This is a genomic window from Mesorhizobium sp. L103C105A0, assembly GCF_000502215.1.
Classification (GTDB): domain Bacteria; phylum Pseudomonadota; class Alphaproteobacteria; order Rhizobiales; family Rhizobiaceae; genus Mesorhizobium.
Map to the genome: position 1 here is coordinate 45,507 of NZ_AYXF01000010.1, position 25,845 is coordinate 71,351.

General features: G+C 63.1%; 23 protein-coding genes. 17 read left to right on the forward strand and 6 right to left on the reverse strand.

Features of this window, described 5'->3' with window-relative positions:
* Positions 1 to 38: 38 nt before the first annotated feature.
* Positions 39 to 1,397, reverse strand: a complete 1,359-nt coding sequence (locus X727_RS142175; RefSeq protein WP_023709929.1) for an NAD(P)/FAD-dependent oxidoreductase — start codon at positions 1,395 to 1,397, stop codon at positions 39 to 41.
* 267 nt (positions 1,398 to 1,664) lie between these two features.
* Between X727_RS142175 and X727_RS142170 the strand changes: the two genes are divergently transcribed.
* Positions 1,665 to 2,375 (forward strand): XRE family transcriptional regulator, encoded by a 711-nt coding sequence (locus X727_RS142170; protein ID WP_023687066.1) that lies wholly within the window; start codon positions 1,665 to 1,667, stop codon positions 2,373 to 2,375.
* Positions 2,376 to 2,497: 122 nt separating this feature from the next.
* Here the strand turns inward: X727_RS142170 and X727_RS142165 are convergent, their stop codons facing one another.
* The 4 genes from X727_RS142165 to X727_RS142150 are packed head-to-tail and all read right to left on the reverse strand — an operon-like array spanning position 2,498 to position 6,282.
* On the reverse strand, positions 2,498 to 3,538 hold the full coding sequence (locus tag X727_RS142165; protein ID WP_023687065.1) for a DUF3445 domain-containing protein: 1,041 nt from the start codon (positions 3,536 to 3,538) through the stop codon (positions 2,498 to 2,500).
* Between the two features lie 9 nt (positions 3,539 to 3,547).
* On the reverse strand, positions 3,548 to 4,513 hold the full coding sequence (locus X727_RS142160; RefSeq protein ID WP_023687064.1) for a PDR/VanB family oxidoreductase: 966 nt from the start codon (positions 4,511 to 4,513) through the stop codon (positions 3,548 to 3,550).
* Positions 4,510 to 5,106: a dimethylamine monooxygenase subunit DmmA family protein gene (locus tag X727_RS142155; RefSeq protein ID WP_023668542.1), complete on the reverse strand. Its 597-nt coding sequence runs from the start codon at positions 5,104 to 5,106 to the stop codon at positions 4,510 to 4,512. Before X727_RS142155 ends, X727_RS142160 begins: the two co-directional genes overlap by 4 nt.
* 42 nt (positions 5,107 to 5,148) lie before the next feature.
* The gene (locus X727_RS142150; protein ID WP_023668543.1) at positions 5,149 to 6,282 is read right to left on the reverse strand and encodes an aminomethyltransferase family protein; all 1,134 of its coding nucleotides are present in this window, start codon (positions 6,280 to 6,282) and stop codon (positions 5,149 to 5,151) included.
* Between the two features lie 286 nt (positions 6,283 to 6,568).
* Between X727_RS142150 and X727_RS142145 the strand changes: the two genes are divergently transcribed.
* The 16 genes from X727_RS142145 to X727_RS142075 all read left to right on the forward strand — a co-directional run bounded on the left by X727_RS142145 (position 6,569) and on the right by X727_RS142075 (position 24,190).
* Entirely contained in the window at positions 6,569 to 6,856 is a 288-nt protein-coding gene (locus tag X727_RS142145; RefSeq protein WP_023684429.1) for a hypothetical protein, read from the forward strand.
* A 28-nt stretch (positions 6,857 to 6,884) separates the two neighbouring features.
* The gene (locus X727_RS142140) at positions 6,885 to 7,262 is read left to right on the forward strand and encodes a hypothetical protein (protein ID WP_023668545.1); all 378 of its coding nucleotides are present in this window, start codon (positions 6,885 to 6,887) and stop codon (positions 7,260 to 7,262) included.
* Between the two features lie 27 nt (positions 7,263 to 7,289).
* A complete protein-coding gene (locus X727_RS1000000166925; RefSeq protein ID WP_023668546.1) occupies positions 7,290 to 7,451 on the forward strand; it encodes a hypothetical protein in 162 nt (53 codons plus the stop codon).
* Between the two features lie 14 nt (positions 7,452 to 7,465).
* On the forward strand, positions 7,466 to 8,860 hold the full coding sequence (locus X727_RS142130) for an APC family permease (RefSeq protein ID WP_023668547.1): 1,395 nt from the start codon (positions 7,466 to 7,468) through the stop codon (positions 8,858 to 8,860).
* Positions 8,861 to 8,902: 42 nt separating this feature from the next.
* Positions 8,903 to 9,592, forward strand: coding sequence for a hypothetical protein (locus X727_RS142125; protein WP_023704841.1), 690 nt, complete (start codon positions 8,903 to 8,905; stop codon positions 9,590 to 9,592).
* Positions 9,589 to 9,906 carry a hypothetical protein gene (locus X727_RS142120; protein WP_023668549.1) on the forward strand — a complete coding sequence of 106 codons (318 nt, stop codon included), beginning with the start codon at positions 9,589 to 9,591 and terminating at the stop codon, positions 9,904 to 9,906. Before X727_RS142125 ends, X727_RS142120 begins: the two co-directional genes overlap by 4 nt.
* An 84-nt stretch (positions 9,907 to 9,990) precedes the next feature.
* Positions 9,991 to 10,887: a glutamine amidotransferase family protein gene (locus X727_RS142115; protein ID WP_023668550.1), complete on the forward strand. Its 897-nt coding sequence runs from the start codon at positions 9,991 to 9,993 to the stop codon at positions 10,885 to 10,887.
* A gap of 4 nt (positions 10,888 to 10,891) precedes the next feature.
* On the forward strand, positions 10,892 to 11,620 hold the full coding sequence (locus X727_RS142110) for a GXGXG domain-containing protein (protein WP_023668551.1): 729 nt from the start codon (positions 10,892 to 10,894) through the stop codon (positions 11,618 to 11,620).
* 6 nt (positions 11,621 to 11,626) lie between these two features.
* Complete coding sequence (locus X727_RS142105) at positions 11,627 to 12,955, forward strand: FMN-binding glutamate synthase family protein (protein WP_023687061.1); 1,329 nt, start codon at positions 11,627 to 11,629, stop codon at positions 12,953 to 12,955.
* 30 nt (positions 12,956 to 12,985) lie between these two features.
* Positions 12,986 to 14,293: a type III glutamate--ammonia ligase gene (gene glnT / locus X727_RS142100; RefSeq protein ID WP_023684436.1), complete on the forward strand. Its 1,308-nt coding sequence runs from the start codon at positions 12,986 to 12,988 to the stop codon at positions 14,291 to 14,293.
* A 36-nt stretch (positions 14,294 to 14,329) separates the two neighbouring features.
* A complete protein-coding gene (locus X727_RS142095) occupies positions 14,330 to 15,583 on the forward strand; it encodes a sarcosine oxidase subunit beta family protein (protein WP_023668554.1) in 1,254 nt (417 codons plus the stop codon).
* Positions 15,584 to 15,598: 15 nt separating this feature from the next.
* Entirely contained in the window at positions 15,599 to 15,874 is a 276-nt protein-coding gene (locus tag X727_RS142090) for a sarcosine oxidase subunit delta (protein WP_023684437.1), read from the forward strand.
* Positions 15,875 to 16,073: 199 nt separating this feature from the next.
* Positions 16,074 to 19,055, forward strand: coding sequence for a sarcosine oxidase subunit alpha (locus tag X727_RS142085; protein ID WP_023804357.1), 2,982 nt, complete (start codon positions 16,074 to 16,076; stop codon positions 19,053 to 19,055).
* Positions 19,048 to 19,761, forward strand: coding sequence for a sarcosine oxidase subunit gamma (locus tag X727_RS0134425; RefSeq protein WP_081726199.1), 714 nt, complete (start codon positions 19,048 to 19,050; stop codon positions 19,759 to 19,761). The genes X727_RS142085 and X727_RS0134425 overlap by 8 nt, the downstream gene beginning before the upstream one ends.
* A gap of 43 nt (positions 19,762 to 19,804) precedes the next feature.
* Complete coding sequence (locus tag X727_RS142080; protein WP_023834838.1) at positions 19,805 to 22,174, forward strand: aminomethyltransferase family protein; 2,370 nt, start codon at positions 19,805 to 19,807, stop codon at positions 22,172 to 22,174.
* A gap of 306 nt (positions 22,175 to 22,480) precedes the next feature.
* Positions 22,481 to 24,190: an APC family permease gene (locus X727_RS142075; RefSeq protein ID WP_023834839.1), complete on the forward strand. Its 1,710-nt coding sequence runs from the start codon at positions 22,481 to 22,483 to the stop codon at positions 24,188 to 24,190.
* A gap of 61 nt (positions 24,191 to 24,251) precedes the next feature.
* On the opposite strand, the gene X727_RS142070 is transcribed toward X727_RS142075, so the two are convergent.
* Positions 24,252 to 25,607, reverse strand: a complete 1,356-nt coding sequence (locus tag X727_RS142070) for an LLM class flavin-dependent oxidoreductase (RefSeq protein WP_023738429.1) — start codon at positions 25,605 to 25,607, stop codon at positions 24,252 to 24,254.
* Positions 25,608 to 25,845: the final 238 nt, after the last annotated feature.

Genomic DNA, 25,845 nt, shown 5'->3' on the forward strand with positions numbered 1-25,845 from the left:
TGGGCCGGTGCCGGCGCATTGTTTTGCATCACGCCGACCTATTCCGCCGCCACGCCCTTCACCTGGAGATAGCTTTCCATCGAGTCGTCCAGCGCCTGCAGCCAGGGCGTATGGTGCAATGGCGCCATGGTGCCGGTCATCAGCGAGCGGTAGGCGTGGTCGCGAAAGCTCATAATGTCTTCCGCCTTGTGGTGCTCCCATTCCATGAAGGTCTGGTTGACCGCCTCGACGTCGAAGCCGGGATAGTCGGTCTGGTCCATCAGTTCCTTGGTGTAGTCGCCCTGGAACCAGATCATCTGCTCGGCGTCTTCCAGCGTCTCTTCGCGTGCCCGCCACTTGGCGCCGTGCTCGGCCATCGCCTGTCCCGACGGCAGCTTGATGCGGCCCATGATGACGTCACGGGCGAACCAGGCCTGGGCGTCGAACATGTTGAAAGTGTAGAACTGGTCCTGCATGCCGATATAGGACAGTTTCGGGTTCTTCTCCCACACGACGCCCTCATAGAGCCCGTCCGGCCACATGCGGTTGGCGGTCTTCAGCTTCAGCTCTTCCGTGAGGAACGGGAAGGAATGCAGATAGCCGGTGCACAGGATGATGGCGTCGACATCTTTTGTGGTGCCGTCCTTGAAGTGCGCCGTCTTGCCGACGACCTTCTGCAGCAGCGGCACTTCCTTCCAGTTCTCCGGCCATTTGAACCCCATCGGCTTGGAGCGGTAGCTGGAGGTGATCGATCTGGCGCCGTATTTGTAGCATTGCGAGCCGATGTCCTCGGCAGAATAGGAGCGGCCGATGATCAGTATGTCCTTGCCCTTGAACTCCATGGCGTCGCGAAAATCATGGCTGTGCAGGATACGGCCGTTGAAGGTCGAAAAGCCTTCGAAATAGGGAACGTTGGGAACCGAGAAATGCCCGGAAGCGACGACGACATTGTCGAACTCTTCGGAGTAGGTGACGTCGTTGGTGCGGTCATGCGCGGTGACAGTGAATTTCCTGCTCTCGTCCGAGAAGGTGACCATGCGCACCGGGCTGTTGAAGCGCACCCATTTGCGCAGGCCTGATTTCTCGACGCGACCCTTGATGTAATCCCACAAAACGGCGCGCGGCGGGTAGGATCCGATCGGGCGGCCGAAATGCTCCTCGAACGTATAGTCGGCGAATTCCAGGCATTCCTTCGGTCCGTTCGACCAGAGGTAGCGGTACATCGAGCCGTGGACGGGGTCGCCATGCTCGTCGAGGCCGGTGCGCCAGGTGTAGTTCCACAGGCCGCCCCAGTCCGACTGCTTTTCGAAGCAGACGATTTCGGGGATCTCGGCGCCCTTGTCGGCAGCCGACTTGAAGGCCCTGAGCTGGGCCAGACCGGATGGCCCCGCTCCAATGACGGCAACGCGCGTTTTCATGGCAGGCCTCCCGGTGTCATTCGATTTTTGGAATTGCTCTTACGAAACAAATTTCACTCACAGGACAGTAATTGCCTCTTGGATGCTGTCAACAGGCCTTGTGGAGAAACCGCGTTTCGCCCCAGCGGATTTCCGGAAAAACGGATGACGGCGTAAATCCTGTTCGGACACCATTCGACTTAAGGGGCTTGCTGCGCGGTTGCGTTTCTGTATCGGCACCGAATATGTTCACCTGGAGTGAAATAATCATGGGGATTCGGAGGCGAGATGGCGAAGACAAGTTCCGATTCCAAGACTGCTTCGACAAGGGCAAAGCCACCGGCAAAGGCCTCCGTGGACGGAAAAACCATCCGCGCGCCGCTGACGCAGAATCCGCACGCCATTCGCGACACGCGCGAAAAAGTGCTGGAGGTGGCGATCGGGCGCGAGGTGCGCGCCTTCCGCAAGAAGCTCGGCATCACCGTCGCCGATCTCGCCGTCGCCACCGATATTTCGCTGGGCATGCTGTCGAAGATCGAGAACGGCATCACCTCGCCGTCGCTGACCACACTGCAGGCGCTGTCGAGGGCGCTCGGCGTTCCCGTCACCGCCTTCTTCCGCCGATTCGAGGAAGAGCGCAGCGCCGTCTTCGTCAAGGCCGGCGAAGGGCTAGATGTCGAACGCCGCGGCACCCGCGCCGGCCATCAATACAATCTGCTCGGCCATATCGGCTCCAACACCAGCGGCGTCGTCGTCGAGCCCTATCTGATTACGCTGACCGAGGATTCGGATGTGTTCCCGACCTTCCAGCATGAGGGCATGGAATTCCTCTATATGCTGGAGGGCGAGGTGGTGTACCGGCACGGCAGCAACCTCTATCCGATGAAGCCGGGCGACAGCCTGTTCTTCGACGCCGACGCGCCGCACGGGCCGGAGCAACTGACGAAACTTCCGATGCGGTATCTGTCGATTATTTGCTATCCGCAGAGCGCGGGGTAGTCGGACCGCCGCAGCCCGCTCACCCGGATTGCCCCGAGGGGAGAGGAGTCTGGCGTCAGCGCTGGCGATCTCTTCTCCGCTCGGGGAGAAGGTGGCCGCGCAGCGGCCGGATGAGGGGGCCTTTAGTCCGGCCCGAACCCCGGTGACGTCGCACTGCCATCATCCAGCTTCGACAGCCATTCCACCAATGTCGGCCGATACCGCGTCAGGCCCTTGTAGGTGGCCAGCTCTTCCGGCAAATCCCGGATCACCCGGTGCAGTCGCCTTGCCCATTTCGGCTGTGTCACCAGTTCGTCCATCTTGATCAGATAGCAGCGGATCGGGAAGACGATGCCGTTCGAGCGCGGCAGGCGCCAGAAGCTTTGCAGTTCGACGCGCAGATGCACCTTGTCGCCGACATTTTCGGGCGTCACCGTCGCGCGGTCCGGGCCCCATTTGTGGTAATTCTCCGGACTGGTGTCGAGGCGCGGGTTGATGGTCATCGTCCAGTTGAGACGCCGCGCCGGCTTGCCCTGCTGGATGTTGGTGAGGAACTTCAGCGCCCTGACGAAAATCCCCTTCTCATGCGCCAGCGGCACCGGCGCGTGCCATTCGAAGAAATTCATGCCGATGTCGAAATCGAGCGACCAGTCGGCCTGAGTGGTGACCATGCCGGCGTCCATCCAAAGATTGCCGTCGCGCTGATCGAGAATGCAGAAATCACCCTGGCTCTGGCGGGTGATGTACTCCATCGGCCCGTAAGGCAGTGTCGAGGTGTCGCCGAAGGTGAAGGTGTCGTCGATGCCGAGCGGCCGGTTGATCCAGCGCCAGCGGTCGCCGTCGCGGGTCAGGGTGAAATGCTCGGGATAGCCAAGTGCCTGTTGCTCCATCAAAAGTTCGAGCAGGTCCCAGCCGGCCAGCGTCATATGCGGCAGCGACTGGCAGCGCAGCGGATCGTCGGCCAGCACCAGTGCACGGTCCTGCATCTCGGCGACATAGTGCTCGTCGACGTCGATCAGGTTTTCCAGAACGCTGCCCTTGGGGCCAACCACATGCGGCTCGATGTTGACCGCATACATGTAGGCGTCTTCGTGGAACGGGAACGGAAACCGCCTGATGTGTTCCGGGCTGTTCCTGAAGGTGAAATCGTCGCGAAACGTTTCCTTGCGAAAGGTGATGCCCAAGCTGGCCTCCTATCTTTCCAGGACCAGCGACTTGCCTTCGAAGCGCGACACGCACGGCATGATCTTGCAGCCGGAACGATGGTCTTCCTCGCTGAGCCAGTGGTCGTTGTGGATGAACTTGCCGTCATACGAGACGACGTTGGTCTCGCACTGGCCGCAGACACCGCCGCGGCAGAGATAGGGCGGATCGACGCCGGCGGCCTCGATCGCTTCGAGCAGGCTCTGCTGCTCGCCGACGCGGATGGTCTTGCCGCTAACGGCAAGTGTGACGTCGAACGGCAGGCCGGGCTGGGGTGCCGCGAAATGCTCGTAGTGCACGGTCTCCGCCGGCCAGCCGAGAGCCGCAGCGCGCTCGCGCACCCAGTTGATCATGCCGGCCGGGCCGCAGACATAGAGATGGGTGCCGAGCGGCTGCGAGGACAAGAGACGGTCGAGTTCGATGCGCTCGTCGCGGTCGTCGTGATAGAGCCGGACGCGACGGCCATAGCGCTCCTGCAGCACATCGGCATAGGTGCCGAGCGAGGCGGTGCGGCAGGTGTAGTGCAGCTCGAAATTGCCGCCGGACCCGGCGAGCTGCGCGGTCTGCGCCATGAACGGCGTGATCCCGATGCCGCCGGCAAGCATCAGATGCTTCTTTGCCCTGAGGTCGAGCGAGAACAGATTGACGGGGTAGCTGACCACCATCTCCAGGCCAGGCTTGACGCTCCGGTGCATGAACAACGAGCCGCCGCGGCCGACATCGTCGCGGCGCACCGAGATGGTGTATTCGCGGGTGTCGAGCGGCGATCCCATCAGCGAATAGGGATTGAGCCTTGTGCGGTCGCCATCGCGCATCTCGACCACGACATGGGCGCCGCCGGAAAAGGTCGGCAAAAGCTCACCGTCACGGCGGCGGAAATGGAAGCGCGTCACCAGTTCGTTGACCGGGACGACGTCGCTGACGACGACATCGAGCTTGGTGGTGCCGGTGCTCATGGGAAGACCTCCTCTATGGGAGGGATCTCCGAGCGATCCTCGGCATTTATGCAGACGCCCTGGAATGCTGCCAGCCGTCGCGAATAATGATCGCGCACCAGAAGCAGCAGGCCGCAATGCGCGCAGGTGGCCGGCTGCGTCGTCACATTTTCGGTGATGCCTTTGCAATGCACGCACTGCATGCGCCGCGCCAATGAGCCGCGATGCTCGGTCTGCATGGAGGTATGATCGATGCCGGCTTCGAGCGCCACCTGCATGGCCTGGCCGATCAGCCCTTCGGTGCCGGCGAGATAGAGGCGCAGGCCCATATGCGCGTTGGCAAGCGTCTGCTTCAGCCGGGGCAGCAGGCTGGCGAAGGTTGGCGCGACATGAAATTGCGCGGACTTCAGTGCCTCAAGAGCGGCAACGTGCTTGCCGTCGGCCCCGGGAATGAAGACGATTTCGGCGCCGTCGAAGAAGCCGGGGGGCGCCGTCCTTGCCATATCGACGATCGCCAGCGCGCCTTCCGCATCCGCCACGAAAAGATGATGCTTGCCGGGCTGCGGGGACAGGGTTCCGTAAATGGGCCGGCTGATGATCGTTTTGGCTGCCATTCTCTACTTCGTACCTCGAAACCCCTCGCTGTCGATTGTGCCTCAGCCTTTCGCCGTGCGCTTGGTCTTTTTGGGATCGTCGAAGGGCAGAGGCTGCGCCGTCGCCCTGATCGAACCGCTCTTGTTGCGGATCTCGAGCTTGGTGTCCTTGACCGCGCAGTCGACGTCGAGGCGGGCGATGCCCATCGATTTCTCGACCAGCGGCGAATACATGGCGCAGGTGACCACGCCCACCTTTTTGCCGTCGCGATAGACCGGCGCGCCCTCATCCGCGGGTTGCTTGCCGTCGAGCAGCACGCCGTAGATCTTGAAGCGCTCCTTGCCCTTGAGGCGGTAATGCTCTTCGGCGCCGCGAAAGCCGGTCTTGCCGGGGCTGACGGTGAAGTCGAGGCCGAGCTCCCACAGCGTGTCGCCGGGGCCTTCGTTCTCGAACGGATATTTCTGCGAGTTGTCATAGGGATAAAACAGCAAATAACTTTCGACGCGCAGCATATCGAGCGTGGTGAAGCGGCACGGAATGATGCCGGCGCTCTTGCCCTCGTCGAGGATCCTGTCCCAGATCGTGCCGGCGTCCTGGCCGCGGCAGAATATCTCGTAGCCGCGCTCGCCGGTATAGCCGGTGCGCGAGATCATGACGGGAAAGCCGAACAGCTGCGTCTGCATATGATGGAAATAGTTGAGGTCGCGAATGCCCGGCACATGCTTTGAGAGATAGTCGACCGCGGTCGGTCCCTGCAGCGACAGGTCGTGCAGATTGTCGTCGAAGCGCAGCGATACGTCGCGGCCGACGGAAGCGCGCTGCAATTCCTCATGGCCGGTGCCGGAGCCGTGCACCACCATCCAGGCGTTCGGCCCGGTGCGGTAGAGGATGCAGTCGTCGGTGAATTTTCCGGCCTCGTTCAGCATGCAGGCATAGGCCGACTTGCCGGGATAGATCTTCTCCACGTCGCGCGTCGTTGCCAGGTCTATGAGGTGTGAGGCGTGCGGCCCGGTGATGTGAACCTTCTTCAGGCCCGACACATCCATCAGCCCGGCCCTGGTGCGGATGGCGGTGTATTCCTCGTCGGCGTCCTTGTCGTAGGTCCAGGCGGTGCCCATGCCGCTCCAGTCTTCGAGCTTCGAGCCTAACGCGCGATGGCGATCCGCCAGGGTCGAAAATCTCCAGGATGCCGTCATCCGCAAATCCTCCGTTCGAAAATTCTATTGTGTTCCCGGCTCCCTGCGCGGAGGCGGGAGCATTTGGTCGAATATTGATCGCAAACGTCCTGATGCCGCAATACCCGCAAGCAAATAATTTCATTGTCAGGCAAAATTCGCGGCTGGGGACAAACGGTTAACCCAACGTAAAATCGGCTTGACAATTGCTGGATTCGGCCCGAATTTATGAAAAAAATTTCACTCTGTTGAAAGAGGGCAGCAGGCGGCCAATTCGGGGTCGGGCGCTGGAAAAAGGGGAAAACCGATGTCAGACCTGCAGCAGCGCATCGAAGCGCTGTACCGTTCCGACCTGCGCGGATCCGCGCTCCTGATCATCTGCCTTTGGGCGACGATCCTCTTCGTGCTCGTCATGACATGGCCCTACATCCCGGACACCGGGATCAAGATCGTCGTCGCGATCGCGGCGGCCGCCGTGCTGATCTTCAACACGGCCGCCATCCTGGCGATGGTCAATCACTACAAGGAAGACAAGGACTTCATCTACGGTCTCGACATCAAGAACGCCGACGCGGCCCGCAGCCGCAAGTCCTGAAAACAGAACGTCCTGAGGGGTAGAAGTCATGTCGCGCTACACGCCGCCGGAACAAGGCAAGGCCGGGCAGATTTTCGATATCGTGGTCGTCGTGGTCGCCATTTTCGTGGCGCTGTGGCTGCCATTGAAACTCGGCCTGGCGGGTGCGGCGAAATCCATCGACGCGCTCGATGCCAAAACCTGGGAAGCGTTGGGACAGAACCCGACCATGGCCTCGATCTGGGAAAAGCTCGGCTATACGCCGGAGACCGCGCACGACATCATCCAGAACCGCTTCCACTACATCATCGACTGGCCGACGCTGATCATCATGGCGGCGGTGCTGATCGGCTATTTCGTCTTCCTGTTCCGCGCCTCCGACCGCGAATATCGCGACGTCATCAACGAAAAGTTCGACGACAAGTAACGCCAGAGATTTTGGGGAAGCACGCTCATGTGGGTCGCACTCTCTTACGCATCGTGGGGCATCTCGGTCGTGCTTGCGCTGTGGATGCTCTACGACTGGTTCAAGATCGACACGACCTATTCCGAGGAGGTGCTGACTTCCTCGCGCGAAGGCGAGCTTGAAGCCGCTTCCGAAAAACACCGGATCTGAGTGGGGATTGAACAATGACGATCACGCTTGAACCGGCAATACACGGCGACAGGGTTTCACTGCTACGCGTGCTCGGCCCGGCCCATGTCTGGGCGCTTGGCGTCGGCATCGTGCTGGTCGGCGAATTCACCGGCTGGAATTTCTCGGCCGACAAGGGCGGCGCACTGGCGGCGCTGATCGTCTGCTGGGTGGTCGGGCTCTTGTACACTTCGGTCGCCATGATCGACTCCGAGGTGACATCGACGGTTGCCGCCGCCGGCGGCCAATACGCGCAGGCCAAGCACATTGTCGGGCCGCTGATGGCCTTCAACGTCGCGCTGTTCCTGGTCTTTGCCTACACCATGCTGGAGGTTTCGGACGCCATCCTGCTCGGCGACACCATCGTCGCCAAGGCCGGCGTCGAAGGGCTCACCCACAACTCCTTCATTGCCGCCACCATCGTCGTGCTGGCATGGCTGAACTATCGCGGCGTGCTGATGACGCTCAACGTCAACTTCGTCATCACGGCGATAGCCTATGTCTCGATCGTTATCCTGTTCTTCTCGGTCAGCCCCTGGACGCAGGGTGCTGTGCTGAAGCTCAACGAACTGGTCACCCCCGGCAATGCGCTGCCCTATGGCTGGATCGGCGTCATCGCGGCCTTCCAGTTCGGCATCTGGTACTATCTCGGCATCGAAGGCACCACGCAGGCCGCCGAGGAAGTGCGCTCGCCGGCGCGTTCGCTGCCTTACGGCACCATGGCCGGCATGATCACGCTTTTGATCGCCGCCGCCATGACCTGGTATGTCTGCGCCTCGCTGATGCCCTGGGAGTACCTCGGTATCACCTATTATCCCTTGTGGGACGCCGGCAAGCTGACCGGCAGCCCGCTGCTGGAAAACCTGTTGTTCGTCGCCACGCTGCTCGCGGCACTGGCGTCGGCCAATGGCTGTATCAACGATGCGGCCCGCGCGTGGTTCTCGCTTGGACGCGACCGCTATCTGCCGACATGGTTCTCGGCCGTGCACCCGAAATACCGCACGCCCTATCGCTCGATCCTGTTCCTGTTGCCGATCGCGCTCGCCTTCGCCTTCATCGCCGACCTCAACCAGGCGATCACCTTCTCAATCCTGTCGGGCGTGCTGCAATACACCTTCATGAGCATAAACATCATGATGTTCCGCAAAAAGTGGCCGCTGGGCACGATCCGCCGCGGCTATACGCACCCGTTCCACCCGATCCCGGCGATCGTGCTGTTTTGCCTCTGCGTGGTGACCTTCTTTGCGATCTTCCTCGGCTACGGCACGCAGCTGATCGCCATGGTCGCCTTCTACTTCCTGATCTCGCTGTGGTTCCACTTCTACCGTTACCGCTATGTGCGCCGCGGCGACCAGTTCACCATGCCGTGGCCGAAGCCGCAGGGCTATTGACAGGAGAGGGCCTGCCGGTCTGGGCGGGCATGGCGTGACGAGGTGTCTGACGTGACGACAGCATTGCTGGCCGGGGCGGTCGCCGTGGCTCTCGTCCTGCACCTCGCCTGGCATACGCGCGCCAGCCGCAAAAAGGCCAAGGCTGATCTTGCAGCCGAGGCAGCCAGCATCCGGACCGTCATCACAGATGCCGTTGATGTCTCCGATGGCACAGCCGGCGTTGTCACCTGGGCCGGCACATGGAACGGACAGCGCGTGCAGCTGCGCACCATCGTCGACACGCTGGCAACGCGAAAGCTGCCGGCGCGATGGTTGAGTGTCACGATCACAGAGCCGGTTGCGGTGCCGGCGACCTTCGACATGATGATGCGGCCGGGCTCGCCGACGACCTTCTCCAATTTCGATCATCTTCAGCATACGCTGCCGAAGGCTCCGGGATTTCCGGCTGAAGCCGTGCTGCGAACCGACCTCAGGGCGGCGCGCTTTCCGCAGAACCTGATCGCCAGCCATCTCGACATCTTTGCCGAAGGCCGCGCCAAGGAACTCTTGATCACCCCGAACGGCGTGCGCATCGTCTGGCTGCTGGCCGAGGCCGAGCGGGCGCGCTACGGCGTGTTCCGGCAGGCCGCATTCGGCGGCGCAAGGCTGGATCCAACGCTGGTCGAGAGACTGCTGACCTCGGCCTCAGTGCTGCGCGATGCCATCAACCGACAGGAAAGGCAGGTCGCATGAGCGCACCCGCACCGACAAACCCGTATCTGGTGCTCGGCGCTGCCATCGTCTTACCGGCCAGCGGCCACGTCATTCTGGGCGTGCCCGTGCGCGGCCTGCAGTTCCTGTTCTTCATGGTGATCCTCGCCTGGGTGACGGCCAAGATCGCGCCGGCCGATGCCAGCTTCGTCGGCCGCCACGCCGGCGGCTTCCTGATCTATGCGCTGTCGATCCTCGATGCCTACAGAATAGCCCGCATCCGCACCGCCACATGGATTCACAGCGCCCGCGACGGCGGCGATAGTTCACAAGGCCGCATCGAGCCGGATACGTAACTACAGGAATATTTTTTTCATACGATTGAATTCGCACGACGCATTCGATACATCATCGTCTAGTGGTAACGTCGGGAGGCTGACATGTGTGGAATCGTCGGACTTTTTCTGAAAGACAAGTCGCTTGAGCCGCAGCTCGGCTCGATGCTGTCGCAGATGCTGATATCGCTCAGCGATCGCGGCCCCGACAGCGCCGGCATTGCCATCTATGGCGCGCCTTCCAGGAATGAAGCCAAGATCACCATCCAGTCCGCGAAGCCCGAGCGCGATTTCCGCGGCCTCGACGCCGAACTCGCGAAGGCCATCGGCGCGCCGGTGAGCATAGCGGTGAAGTCCACCCATGCAGTGTTGAGAACCGCGCCCGACAAGGTCGATGCCGCGCGCGAAGCGCTGCAGTCAATCCGCCCCGACGTGCGCATCATGGGCGCCGGCGAAGCGGTGGAAATCTACAAGGAAGTCGGTCTGCCGGAAGCGGTCGTCGACCGCTTCGACGTCCGCTCGATGACCGGCACGCATGGCATCGGCCATACCCGCATGGCGACGGAATCGGCCGTCACCACTATGGGCGCGCATCCGTTCTCGACCGGCGCCGACCAGTGCCTGGTGCACAATGGCTCGCTGTCCAACCACAACAATGTGCGGCGTGAGCTGGTGCGGGAGGGCATGAAATTCGAGACCGAGAACGACACCGAGGTCGCCGCCGCCTATCTCTCCTCGCAGATGGCGCATGGCAAGAACCTCGGCGAGGCGCTGGAAGGCACGCTGTCCGACCTCGACGGCTTCTTCACCTTCGTCGTCGGCACCAAGAACGGTTTCGGCGTGGTGCGCGATCCGATCGCCTGCAAGCCCGCCGTCATGGCCGAGACCGACCAGTATGTCGCCTTTGGCTCGGAATATCGGGCGCTGACCAAGCTGCCCGGCATAGACAATGCGAGGGTCTGGGAGCCGGAACCCGCAACCGTCTATTTCTGGGAGCATTGAGCCCATGCCGGCAACCAAACTTTCGAAGGCGGCGCAAGACCAGGCGTCCCGGGTCTTCGATCTTGATGTGTCGTCGCTGCGCGAGCTCAACCAGGCGCTTCACAATCTGACGCCCGGCTCCAACGAAACGGCGTGGGAAGTGCTGCACCCGAAGGGCAGCCATTCGGTTGCGGTCGGCGTCGACCAGCCTGTCAGCATCGATGTGCGCGGCAGCGTCGGCTACTACTGCGCCGGGATGAATGACGGCGCTGCCATCACCGTGCACGGCTCGGCCGGACCTGGCGTCGGCGAAAACATGATGTCGGGCTCGATCGTCATCAAGGGCGACGCCAGCCAGTATGCCGGCGCCACCGGCAAGGGCGGGCTGCTCGTCATCGAGGGCAACGCCTCGTCGCGCTGCGGCATCTCGATGAAGGGCATCGACATCGTCGTGCACGGCAATATCGGCCACATGTCGGCCTTCATGGCGCAGTCCGGCAATCTGGTGGTGCTGGGCGATGCCGGCGACGCACTTGGCGATTCCATCTACGAAGCGCGGCTGTTCGTGCGCGGCAAGGTCGAAAGCCTGGGCGCCGACTGCATCGCCAAGGAGATGCGGCCCGAGCATATCGAACTGCTGCAGGGACTGCTCGACCGCGCCGGCGTCACCGGCGTCAAGCCGTCGGAATTCAAGCGCTACGGCTCGGCGCGCACGCTCTACAATTTCAATATCGACAACGCCGACGCGTATTGAGGCAGCATGACCTACAAGAACCCGCCGACGACGCCGCGCAAATCCGCGACCTTCGACGACTACACGCTTTCCGAAATCCGCCGCGCCGCGGCGACCGGCATCTATGACATCAGGGGCGCCGGGGCCAAGCGCAAGCTGCCGCATTTCGACGACCTTTTGTTCCTCGGCGCCTCGATCTCGCGCTATCCGCTGGAAGGCTATCGCGAGCGGTGCGACACGTCGGTCGTGCTGGGCTCGCGCTATGCCAAGAAGCCGATCGAGCTGAAAATCCCGATCACCGTTGCCGGCATGAGCTTCGGGTCGCTGTCCGGCCCGGCCAAGGAAGCGCTCGGCCGTGGCGCTACGCTCTCAGGCACGTCGACCACCACGGGCGACGGCGGCATGACCGAGGAAGAGCGCGGCCATTCCAAGCAACTGGTCTACCAGTACCTGCCGTCACGCTACGGCATGAACCCCAGGGATTTGCGCCGTGCCGACGCCATCGAAGTCGTTGTCGGCCAGGGCGCCAAGCCCGGCGGCGGCGGCATGCTGTTGGGACAAAAGATTTCCGACCGCGTCGCCGAAATGCGCACGCTGCCGAAGGGCATCGACCAGCGCTCGGCCTCACGCCATCCCGACTGGACCGGGCCGGACGATCTCGAGATCAAGATCCTCGAGCTGCGCGAGATCACCGACTGGGAAAAGCCGATCTACGTCAAGGTCGGCGGCGCCCGCCCCTATTACGACACAGCACTTGCGGTGAAGGCCGGCGCCGATGTCGTCGTCGTCGACGGCATGCAGGGCGGCACGGCGGCCACCCAGGAAGTATTCATCGAAAATGTCGGCCAGCCGACGCTTGCCTGCATCAGGCCGGCGGTGCAGGCGCTGCAGGATCTCGGCATGCACCGCAAGGTGCAGCTGATCGTGTCGGGCGGCATCCGCAATGGCGCCGACGTCGCCAAGGCGCTGGCGCTCGGCGTCGACGCGGTGTCGATCGGCACGGCAGCGCTCGTCGCGCTCGGCGACAACGACCCGCGCTGGGAGGCCGAATACAATGCGCTCGGCACCACCGCCGGCGCCTATGACGACTGGCACGAGGGTCGCGACCCCGCGGGCATCACCACGCAGGACCCCGAACTGATGAAGCGGGTCGATCCGATCGCCGCCGGACGGCGGCTGGCGAACTACCTCAAGGTGATAACGCTGGAGGCGCAGACCATTGCGCGTGCCTGCGGCAAGAACAGCCTGCACAATCTCGAGCCCGAGGATCTCGTAGCCCTCACCATCGAAGCCGCCGCCATGGCTGGCGTGCCGCTGGCCGGCACCAACTGGATACCGGGGAAAAACGGCTTCTAAAAAACACATCAAAATAAGCGAGGAACTATAATGGGGAACGATCTCGCCGCATTCGCCAAAGAGAACGGCGTCAAATATTTCATGATTTCCTACACCGACCTGTTCGGCGGCCAGCGCGCCAAGCTGGTGCCGGCGCAGGCGATCGCCGACATGCAGAAGGACGGCGCCGGCTTCGCCGGTTTCGCCACCTGGCTCGACCTCACGCCGGCGCATCCTGATATGCTGGCGGTGCCGGATCCGGATTCGGTGATCCAGCTGCCGTGGAAGCCCGATGTCGCCTGGGTCGCCGCCAACTGCATCATGGACGACAAGGAAGTCGAGCAGGCGCCGCGCAACACGCTGCGCCGGCTGATCGCGGAAGCCGCCACTGACGGCATGCATGTCAAGACTGGCGTCGAGGCAGAGTTCTTCCTGATCTCGCCGGACGGCAGCGTCATCTCCGACAAATACGACACGGCTTCAAAACCCTGCTACGACCAGCAAGCGGTGATGCGCCGCTACGATGTCATCGCCGAGATTTGCGACCACATGTTGGCGCTGGGCTGGAGCCCCTACCAGAACGACCATGAGGACGCCAACGGCCAGTTCGAGATGAACTGGGCTTTCGACGATGTGCTCGCCACCGCCGACAAGCACTCCTTCTTCAAGTTCATGGTCAAGTCGGTGGCCGAGAAACACGGCCTGCGCGCGACCTTCATGCCAAAGCCTTTCCAGGGCCTGACCGGCAATGGCTGCCACGCCCATATTTCGGTCTGGGACAAGGCCGGCAAGGTCAACGTCTTTGCCGATAACGCGATGGAACTCGGCCTGTCGGCCAAGGGCAAGAATTTCCTCGGCGGCATCATGAAACATGCCTCGGCGCTGGCCGCCATCACCAACCCGACGGTGAACTCCTACAAACGCATCAACGCGCCGCGCACCATTTCGGGCGCCACCTGGGCGCCGAACACGGTGACCTGGACCGGAAACAACCGCACTCACATGGTGCGCGTGCCCGGCCCCGGCCGCTTCGAGCTGCGGTTGCCGGACGGCGCCGCAAACCCTTATCTGCTGCAGGCCGTCATCATTGCCGCCGGTCTCGACGGCATCCGCTCCAAGGCCGATCCCGGCAAGCGCTACGACATCGACATGTACCAGAACGGTCACACTGTGAAGGGCGCGCCGAAGCTGCCGCTCAACCTGCTCGACGCGCTTCGCGAATACGACAAGGACAAATCGCTCAAGGCGGCGCTGGGTGAGGAATTCTCGTCGGCTTATCTAAAGCTGAAGCAACAGGAATGGAATTCCTATGCTTCGCACTTCACGCAATGGGAGCGCGACCACACGCTGGACATATAATCGTCCTAGCGGTGCGAGCGACCTCGGAATGACCTGATGAAATATTCGATCTTCTCGCTCGCCCGTGCTGCCCTTTCCGGCCACAAGAACTGGCAGCGCACCTGGCGCGATGCGGCGCCCAAGGACCACTACGATGTTGTGATCATCGGCGGCGGCGGCCATGGGCTCGCCACCGCCTGGTTCCTCGCCAGCGAGTTCGGCATCAGAAACGTCGCCGTGCTGGAAAAGGGCTGGATCGGCTCCGGCAATGCCGGCCGCAACACCACCATCATCCGTTCCAATTACGGCCTGCCCGGCAATACCGGCTTCTACGAGCTTTCGATGAAGCTTTGGGAGCGGATGGAGCAGGACCTCAACTATAACGCCATGGTCAGCCAGCGCGGCGTCCTCAACCTCTATCATTCCGATGCGCAGCGCGACGCTTATGCGCGGCGCGGCAACACCATGCGCATCAATGGCATCGATGCCGAACTGCTCGACCAGGCGGCGCTGAAGAAGATGCTGCCGTTCCTGAATTTCGACCATGCGCGCTTTCCCGTGCAGGGCGGCCTCCTGCAGCGCCGCGGCGGCACCGCGCGGCATGACGCGGTGGTCTGGGGCTATGCCCATGCGGCGAGCGAACTCGGCGTCGACATCATCCAGAACTGCGAGGTCACCGGCTTTGTCCGGGACGGCAACGGCAAGGTGACTGGCGTCGAGACGTCGCGCGGCAAGATCGGCGCCGGCAAGGTCGGCATGGCAGTCGCCGGGTCATCGTCGCGTGTCGCAGCGATGGCGGGCATGCGCCTGCCGATCGAAAGCCATGTGCTGCAAGCTTTCGTCTCGGAGGCGATCAAGCCGCTCATCCCCGGCGTCATGACCTTCGGCGCCGGGCATTTCTATGTCAGCCAGTCGGACAAGGGCGGGCTGGTCTTCGGCGGCGACATCGATGGCTACAATTCCTACGCCCAGCGCGGCAATTTGCCTGTCATGGAAGATGTCTGCGAAGGCGGCATGGCGCTGATCCCGATGATCGGCCGCGTGCGGCTTCTGCGCCAGTGGGGCGGCATCATGGACATGTCGATGGATGGCTCGCCGATCATCGACAAGACACCGGTCGACGGGCTCTACCTCAACGCCGGCTGGTGTTATGGCGGCTTCAAGGCGACGCCCGGTTCCGGCTTCGTCTTTGCCCATCTTCTGGCGCGTGACGAAACGCACAAGGAGGCGGCGCTGTTTCGGCTCGACCGCTTCCAGCGCGGCGCCATGATCGACGAAAAGGGCCAAGGCGCCCAACCGAACCTGCATTGAGGCGGCCGGAACAAGATGCGTATCACCTGTCCTTTCTGCGGCGAACGCGAACTCGGCGAGTTCAGCTATCTCGGCGATGCCAAGCCTGTACGGCCGGCGGCGGATGCCGGCGAAGATGCCGTCTACGACTATGTCTATCTGCGCGACAACATCGCCGGCGTGATGGCAGAGAACTGGTATCACGGCGGTGGCTGCCGGGCCTGGCTGAAGGTCACCCGCAACACGCTGACGCACGAGATCTCGGCGGTGGAACCGGCGGCGGGGGCTGGTGCGAGCCAGGTGGAGACATGAGCTATTCTGTCGAGACCACAGCCGTCGCGAAAAGCGCCAGCCCCCTACCTCCCCCTTGTGGGGAGGTCGGACCGCAGGTCCGGGTGGGGGTCGGTGCCGCACCCCCACCCCGCTGCTGCGCAGCGACCCCCCCCACAAGGGGGAGGGTGAAGAGCGCGACGGTCCCGCCTGGCATTGGATCGATGAGAGGCCGGCCATCGTGAGTTCCAGCCAATCCCATCGTCTCACATCCGGCGGTCTCATCGACCGCTCGGCGCCGCTCAACTTCCGCTTCGATGGCAAGAGCCTCTCCGGCTTCCAGGGCGACACGCTGGCGTCGGCGCTGGTCGCCAATGGCGTCAAGCTGGTCGGCCGCTCGTTCAAATACCATCGTCCGCGCGGCATTCTGACTGCGGGCTCGGAAGAACCCAACGCGCTGGTCGAACTGCGCACCGGCGCACGGCGCGAGGCCAACACCAAGGCCACGACGGCCGAACTCTATGAAGGCCTCGAAGCGGCCAGCCAGAACCGCTGGCCGTCGCTGCGCCACGATGTGATGTCGGTGAACCAGCTGTTCGCACCGATCTTCGTCGCCGGCTTCTACTACAAAACCTTCATGTGGCCGGCAAAATTCTGGGAAATGGTCTACGAGCCGGCGATCCGACGCGCCGCGGGTCTGGGTCGCGCGGCGGTCACCCCCGATCCGGATCACTACGACAAGGCCTGGGCGCATTGCGATGTGGTGATCGCCGGCTCTGGTCCGGCCGGTCTCGCCGCCGCACTCGCTGCAGGCCGCAGCGGTGCGCGCGTCATCCTGTGCGAAGAAGATTTTGCGCCCGGCGGCCGTCTGTTGTCGGATGGCGGCACGATCGACGGTCTGCCGGCCGCGGAGTGGCTGTCGCGCACACTGGCCGAGCTCAGCTCGATGCCGGATGTCCGCATCATGACCCGCACGACCCTGTTCGGCGTCTATGACGGCGGTACCTATGGCGCGATCGAGCGGGTCAACGATCATCTGCCGGTGCCGCCCGAGCATCAGGTGCGCCAGCGCCTGTGGCGCGTCGTGGCCAAGCGCTGCGTCGTCGCCGCCGGCGCGATTGAGCGTCCCATCGTCTTTGCCGGCAATGACACGCCCGGCGTGATGATGGCGTCCGCCATCCGCACCTACGTCACACGTTATGCGGCGACGCCGGCAAAGCGGATCGCGCTGTTCACCAACAATGAGGATGGCTGGCGCACGGTCGAGACGGCACTCGGCGCCGGGCTGCAGATCGCGGCGGTGATCGACGCGCGGCCTGACGTCTCGCCTGCCCATCGTTCTCTCGCTTCCATGAACGGCTTCACCGTGCTGCATGGTTCGGTCAGCGGCGTCGACGGCGGCAAGGACGGCGTAAGAAAAATAGCGGTGTCGCTGACCGGCGGCGCGCGCGCCGAGGTCGAGGCCGACGGGCTTGCCGTTTCCGGCGGCTGGAATCCGGCGGTCGGGCTCACCTCTTACCATCGCGGCCGGCCGAAATGGCGAGACGACATCGCCGCCTTCGTGCCGGACGGCGCGCCGCCCGGTATGGTCGCCGCAGGTGCGGCTAACGGCGACTTCGGGCTAGGCGCCTGCCTGCGCGCAGGTTTCGAGGCCGGCGCCGCAGCGGCGCGGGACGCGGGACGCAATGGCAATCCGGGCTCTGCAGCTGTTGCCGGCGACGAGTCCTTCTCACTGACCCCGCTCTGGCACGTCGCCGGCAAAGGCAAGGCCTTTGTAGACCAGCAGCATGACGTCACCGCGTCCGACATCGAGCTGGCGCAGCGCGAGGGTTTTGAATCGGTCGAGCATCTGAAGCGCTACACCACGCTCGGCATGGCGACCGACCAGGGCAAGACGTCCAATGTCGCCGGCCTCGCCATCATGGCGGCGGTGTCGGGCAAATCCATTCCCGAGACCGGCACGACCATCTATCGCCCGCCGTACGTGCCGGTCGCCATCGGCGCCTTTGCCGGCCACCATCGCGACGAAAATTTCCATGCGACGCGGCTGACGCCGTCGCATCACTGGGCGGCCGAACAAGGCGCGATCTTTGTCGACACCGGCCTGTGGAAGCGCGCGCAATGGTATCCGCGCGCGGGCGAGAAGGACTGGCTGGAATCGGTCACCCGCGAGGTCAAGGCGGTGCGCTCGGGCGTCGGCTTCTGCGATGTCTCGACGCTGGGCAAGATCGATGTGCACGGCCCCGATGCCGGCGCCTTCCTCGACCGCGTCTACATCAACACCTTCTCAAACCTTGCCGTGGGAAAAGCCCGCTACGGGCTGATGCTGCGCGAGGACGGCCTCGTCTATGATGACGGCACGACCTCGCGGCTGGCCGAGGACCATTATTTCCTCACCACGACCACGGCGAAGGCCGGGCTGGTGATGCAGCATCTCGAATTCTGCCGGCAGGTGCTATTCCCCGAACTCGACGTGCAACTGACCTCGGTCTCCGACCAGTGGGCGCAGTTCTCGATTGCCGGGCCAAGGACGCGAGACCTGTTGAAGGAAATCGTCGACCCTGCCGAGGACCTTTCGAACGAAGGTTTTCCCTTCATGGGCGTGCGCGAAGTCGCTTTGCGCGGCGGCATCAAGGCGCGGCTGTTCCGCATCTCCTTCTCCGGCGAGATGGCGTTCGAGATTTCGGTGCCGGCGCGTTACGGTGAAGCGATGGCACGCAATTTGATGCTGGCGGGAAAACCGTTCGGCGTGACGCCGTATGGCACAGAAGCCCTCGGCGTCATGCGCGTTGAAAAGGGCCATGTCGCCGGACCGGAACTGAGCGGCATGACGACCGCCGCCGATCTCGGCCTCGGCAAGATGATGTCGACCAAGAAGGATTTCATCGGTCGCGTCATGGCCGGCCGCGAGGCGCTGGTGGCGCCGGACCGGCAGGTCGTGGTCGGCATCAAGCCGATCGACAAGGCGCGCCGCCTGCGCTCCGGCGCGCACATCATCCCGAAGGGCCAGACGCCCGGGCCTGATAACGACCAAGGCTACGTCACCTCGGTCTGCTTCTCGCCGACGCTCGACCAGTGGATCGGTCTCGGCCTTGTCGAGCGCGGCCGCGAACGCATCGGCGAGATCGTCCACGCGCATGATCCGCTGCGCGGTGAAGACTATGATGTCGAGCTCTGCAATCCCGTCTTCTACGATCCCGATGGAGGGCGCCAGCGTGGCTGATTTTTCCTGGGATGTTCGTAGCCCGCTCGAGCGGGCACTTGTTGTCGGGCCTTACGGCGCGAACGGCAATGTCGGCGTGTTGCTGACCGAAATCCGCAATTTCGACCTGATCCAGGTGATGGCGCGGCGCGGCAAGGCGGGAGATTTGGCCAACGCTGCGAAGGCAAGCTTCGGTGTTGCGGCTCCTGAGACACCCAAGGCGGTGCAGACTTCGGATGCGACGCTGATCTGGTCGGGACCGGACCAGTTCTTCGTGCTGTTGAAGGGCGGCAAGCATGGGACTGAAGCACTCGCCCAGACGTTCGCGTCTTCCGCTTCGCTATCGGACCAGTCGCATGCGCGAGTGCTGATCAGTATCTCCGGTACCAAGGCGCGGGCGATGCTGGGCAAGCTGTCGTCGATCGATCTGCATCCCGATGCATTTCTGGTTGGGGCGGCTGCCGCGACCTCGATGGATCACACCAGCGTCACGCTCTGGCGCGGGAATGACCGGCCGGATGGGCAGGCGGTGTTCAACGTGCTGATGTTTGCGACATTTGCTGAAAGTCTGTGGCACACGATGCTGGATTCGGCGGCGGAGTATGGTGTCGAGATCGGGCATTCCTGGATTTGGCGTAGCGCTTGTGCGCTTCTTCCTTCTCCCNGGGAGAAGGGGGAGCCAGCCTTGCCAAACGCAACTGCGCTGCTATTCTTGCAGCTAAAGTAATTTTACACACAGGCAAACTTGTTTCTCGAACCGCAAGGCTGAGATGAGCCAGTCGCCCTACCCTTCAGTGACAGCCGGGCCGCCCCGGCCAAGCCTCATCCTGCGGCCCGGCCAGATCGCGCTGCCGCCGGGCATGGAGCGGTATGCGGCCCCCGGTAACGGCGCGGTGCTGATCGATATCGAGGCCGGCGATACATTTGCCATCCGCAATGTCGAGGGCGGCCAGGCCTGCGAGCTTTTGGCCTGGGACAAGTCAGGCGCCACCGACCCCGCCATCTTCGGCGAAAAGTCCAATAGCAATGCCGCCGGGATCAAGGCGCTATTGGCCGAGGGCGACGATAGCCTCGCTTCCGTGCGCCGCGGACTCGAGCGCCGCCAGGTGCAGCTTGACCAGGCCAAGGCGGTGCGCGTCTTCGGCGGCGCCACGCCGGCAGGCACCGAGCAGGCCTTCACCGTCGCGCGCGATGGCGGCTTGCTGATTGCAGCGCCTAGCGGGCCGATGCTGGTCGACGGCCACGACACGGCAACGCCGCTCACCGTCATGGTGCGCCGCGCCACCGTGCGCCTGAAGACAAAGTCGCAGCTGGCCGATCCGCTTGCCGATCCGGTGCTCGATCTGCGCGTCCATTCGGCGACAGCCGAACCCTATTTCGTCAAGGCGGGCGACTACCTGCAGATCATCGATGTCGACGGCCGCCAGTGCACCGATTTCCAGTGCTTCTCGGCGCGCAAGCTGGACAAGGGGCTGGACCATCCGCTCGACGTAACGACCACGCGCACGCTGATGGGGTCGAGCTACCCGATGCCCGGCCTTCACTCGAAATATTACGACCAGGACATGGAGCCGCTGGTCGAGGTTATCCAGGACACATGCGGCCGGCATGACGCGTTCGCGCTGGCGTGTGCCGCCAAATATTACGACGACATCGGCTATCCCGGCCACACCAACTGCTCGGAGAATTTCAACCGCGCGCTGGCCGACAAGGGTGTCACCCCACGTGCCGGCTGGATGGCGATCAACTTCTTCTTCAACACGGCGATCGACGCCCATGGCGTCATGGTGTCGGATGAGCCGTGGTCGCGCGCCGGCGACTATGTCCTGCTCAGGGCGCTCACCGACATCGTCTGCGTCTCCTCCGCCTGTCCCGACGACACGACACCGGCCAATGGCTGGAACCCGACCGACATCCATGTGCGAACCTATTCCGGCCAACACAAATTCTCGCGAGCGATCGCCAGACGCATGACGCCCGATTCGGAACCGAAAATGACCCGCGAGACCGCCTTCCATTCAAGCTTCGCCAAGCACACCCGCAACTTCGTGGAATACCGGGGTTATTGGCTGGCCAATTCTTTCGCCAAAGAGGGGCCGATCGCCGAGTACTGGGCCTGCCGGCAGGACGCGGTGATCATGGACCTGTCGCCGCTGCGCAAGTTCGAGGTCACCGGTCCCGATTCCGAAGCGCTGCTGCAATACACGCTGACCCGCGACGTCAAGAAGCTCGGCGTCGGCCAGGTCGTCTATTCCGCCATGTGCTACGAGCATGGCGGAATGATCGACGACGGGACGCTGCTGCGGCTCGGCAAGGACAATTTCCGCTGGGTCGGCGGCGACGACCTGTCCGGCGAATGGCTGCGCGACACCGCCAGAAAACTCGGCCTCAACGTGCTGGTGCGCTCGTCCACCGATCAGATGCACAATGTCGCTGTCCAAGGGCCGAAGAGCCGTGACATTTTGCGAGAGGTGGTCTGGACCTCGCCGCTGCAACCGTCGATCGACGAACTCGAATGGTTCCGCTTCGCTGTCGCGCGCATCGGCGGCGGCAATGGCATTCCGGTCGTGGTGTCGCGCACCGGTTATACCGGCGAGCTCGGCTACGAAATCTGGTGCCACCCACGCGACGCCGAAAAAGTGTTCGATGCCATCTGGGAGGCCGGCCAGCCGCAAGGGCTGAAGCCGATGGGCCTGCAGGCACTCGACATGGTGCGCATCGAAGCCGGGCTGATCTTCGCCGGTTACGAATTCTCCGACCAGACCGACCCGTTCGAGGCGGGCATTGGCTTCACCGTACCGTTGAAGGCCAAGACCGACGATTTCATCGGCCGCGAGGCTCTGATAAGGCGCAAGGAACATCCGCAGCACAAGCTCGTTGGCCTCGACATCGACAGCAATGTCGCCGTCGGCCATGGGGATTGCGTCCATATCGGCCGCGCCCAGATCGGTGTCGTCACCTCGGGCATGCGCTCGCCGGTGCTGAACAAAAACATCGCTCTGGCGAGGCTTGACGTCACCCACGCGGCAATCGGCACAGAGGTGGAGATCGGCAAGCTCGACGGTCATGCCAAGCGGCTGCCGGCGCGCGTCGTGGCCTTCGCCCACTACGATCCGCAAAAGACCAGGCCGCGATCCTGAGGGTTGCACCCCCGGCCCTTCGCAGGCTCAGGGCGTTCGAAGCTCGAAAGCAATTGGCTTTCCGTCCGCTACCGCGGACCGCTTCTCACCCCACAAGGGGAGAAGGACAAAGCGAGCGTTTCGCAACCGTGATGTGCACGACGCCACAAATCACTTGACGTGAAAGCGCGCCGGATCAATCTTCACTGTTAAGAAAAAAATACGACTGAGTGGAAACACTGGAGTCGTGCGGTCATGTACCGGGGAACAAGCTTCGCGAAGCCGAGGCATCACCGGCCGGGAACACAAAATGGGGAATTCAGACAGATGAGCACGATTACCACTGCCCTGGAGCAGCCCGCTGAAGGCAAGCTGCTCCGCAACATCGACTGGCGCGGCGCCTTCTGGGTGGCGAGCGGCGTTCCTGCCCTTGTCCTGTTTTCGATCGGCGGCATTGCCGGAACGACGGGAACGCTGGCCTTCGGGATCTGGATCGCTTCCATGATCATGGGCTTCCTGCAATCCTTCACCTATGCCGAGATCGCCGGCCTGTTCCCGAACAAGTCGGGCGGCGCCTCGATCTACGGCGCCACCGCCTGGCTTCGTTATTCCAAGTTCATCGCGCCGCTGTCGGTGTGGTGCAACTGGTTCGCCTGGTCGCCGGTGCTGTCGCTGGGCTGCTCGATCGCCGCCGCCTATATTCTCAACGCGCTGGCGCCGGTGCCGCTGTTCACCGAGGCGTCGCCGGACGTCGTCGCCTATATCGCGGCGCATGCCGGAATGGTGCCTGCCGACGCCATCGCCGCGGTGACCGCGGCGGCCACGCCGGCGATCCGCAACTGGACGCTGTTCAGCCACACGCTAGGTCCTGTCTCCTTCACCCTCAATGCCACTTTCTTCATCGGCGCGGTGCTGATGCTGATCATCTTCTCGATCCAGCATCGCGGCATTCTCGGCACCGCCAATGTGCAGAAGTATATCGGCCTCCTGGTCATCATCCCGATGCTGATCGTCGGTGTCGTGCCGATCGTCACCGGCCAGATCAACTGGGCGAACTTTTCGCCGCTGGTGCCGCTGGCGGCGGCTTACGCGCCGGAGCCCGGCTCGTGGAACATTGCCGGCTGGACGCTGGTTCTAGGCGGCATGTTCATCGCGGCGTGGTCGACCTACGGCTTCGAGACCGCCGTCTGCTACACATCGGAGTTCAAGAACCCCGGCACCGACACGTTCAAGGCGATCTTCTATTCCGGCCTGCTCTGCATGCTTCTGTTCATCCTGGTGCCCTTCACCTTCCAGGGCGTGTTGGGCCTCAACGGCATGCTGGCGACGCCGATCGTCGACGGCTCCGGTGTTGCCGATGCACTGGCCGGCATGGTCGGGGGTGGCGCATTGATCCACAGCCTCTTGGTGATGCTGATGATCCTGGCGCTGGTGCTGTGCATCATGACGGCAATGGCCGGCTCGTCGCGCACGCTCTACCAGGGCTCGGTCGATGGCTGGCTGCCGCGCTATCTCAGCCACGTCAACGAGCATGGCGCGCCGACGCGCGCCATGTGGACCGATCTCGTCTTCAACCTGATCGTGCTGGCCATCGCCTCGGCCGACGCGACGAGCTTCTTCTTCATCCTCGCCGTGTCGAACTGCGGCTACATCATCTTCAACTTCCTCAACCTCAATGCCGGCTGGATCCACCGCATCGACAACGGCCACATCAACCGGCCTTGGAAGGCGCCGAGCTGGCTGCTCGGCCTCGGCGCCATCTTCGCCTATGTAAACGCCATCTTCATGGGCGCCGGCGCCAAGGTGTGGAACCCGATGGCGCTCTGGGCCGGCCTGATCACAGCCGCCTTGATCATCCCGGTGTTCTGCTACCGGCACTACGTCCAGGACAAGGGCAAGTTCCCCGACCACATGCTGGCCGACCTCGGCATGGCGGGCGCAGACCTCTCGGTCAAAAAGGCAGGCATGCTGCCCTACCTGACGCTGGTCGCCGGCCTGGTCGTGATGCTGCTCGCCAACTGGTACTTCGTCATCTGATAGTGATGGCTTGAAAAGAATGGGCGCGCTTCGGCGCGCCCGTTTCTTTTTGTGGCAGACGTCAGCCGGCCTTGCGGATGACCGCTTCGGAGCCTTTGAAGAACCGGTTCGGCGGACGCTTCAGGCCGAGATTCTCGCGCAAGGTGGTGCCCTCATACTCGCGCCGGAAGAGCTTTCGCCGCTGCAGCTCGGGCACCACCTTCTCGGCGAAGTCGTCGAGCCCGGCTGGCAGATAGGGGAACATGACGTTGAAGCCGTCTGACCCTTCGGCAAACAGCCATTCCTCCATCGAATCGGCGATGGTTTTCGGCGTGCCGACGAAAGCAAGGCCGGAATAGCCGCCGAGCCGCTGCGCCAGCTGGCGGACGGTCAAAGTCTCCCGGCGCGCCAGCTCGATGACGCGCTCACGGCCGCTCTTCGAGGCATTGGTCTCGGGGATTTCGGGCAGGGGCGCGTCGGGATCGAAGCCGGATGCGTCGTGCCCCAGCGCGATCGACAGCGAGGCAATGCCGCTCTCGTAATAGACCAGGCTGTCGAGCTTGGCGCGTTTGGCCTGTGCTTCCTCGACACTGTCGCCGACGATGACGAAGGCGCCGGGCAGGATCTTGATGTCGTCGCGCGAACGGCCGAGCTTCTCGGCCCGGCTTTTGACATCGGCAAAGAAGCGCTGCCCAGCCGCCAGATCGGAATGGGCGGCGAAGATCACCTCCGCCGTTTCGGCTGCCAGCTGCCGCCCGGCCTCAGATGCGCCGGCCTGGACGATGACCGGCCAGCCCTGCACCGGCCGCGCAATGTTGAGCGGGCCGCGCACCGAGAGATGCTCACCCTTATGGTCGAGCACATGCAGCTTCGCGGGATCGAAATAGAGCCCGCTCTCGGCGTCGCGGATGAAGGCGTCGTCGGCAAAGCTGTCCCAGAGGCCGGTCACCACATCGTAGAATTCCCGCGCATTGTGATAGCGCTCGTCGTGCTCGACATGCTCGTCGAGGCCGAAGTTCAGCGCGGCGTCGGGATTGGATGTGGTGACGATGTTCCAGCCGGCGCGGCCGCCGCTGATATGGTCGAGCGAGGCGAAGCGACGGGCAATGTGATAGGGCGCGTCGAAGGTCGTCGATGCGGTGGCGATAAGGCCGATATGATCAGTGACGGCGGCGAGCGCCGACAGCAGCGTGAACGGCTCGAACGAGGTCACCGTGTGGCTGCGCCGTAGCGCCTCGATCGGCATGTTGAGAACGGCCAGATGGTCGGCCATGAAGAAGGCGTCGAACTTCGCCGCCTCAAGCGTCTGCGCGAAGCGCTTCAGATGGGCGAAGTTGAAGTTGGCATCGGGATATGAGCCGGGATAGCGCCAGGCCCCGGTGTGAAGACTGACCGGACGCATGAAGGCGCCGAGCCGCAATTGCTTATTGTCTACCATGGGATGATCACCTGATGCGAATGAGCGTTGCCGCTCCGATATGTAAGCAGGATCGGACGGCTTTGCCGTCCTGGAAAGGAATTCTGTTTTGCAAAACCGGCGCCGCGAAGCATTTTCATACAGGTGGCCGTTCAACCTATTTTGATGAACCCGCCTGGTGTTGAGATACTTGCCGAGGTGCTCGGTGCCACCGGCAACGAGAAAGCCAGAACGCCGCACGTCAAGCGTACGGCGTTCC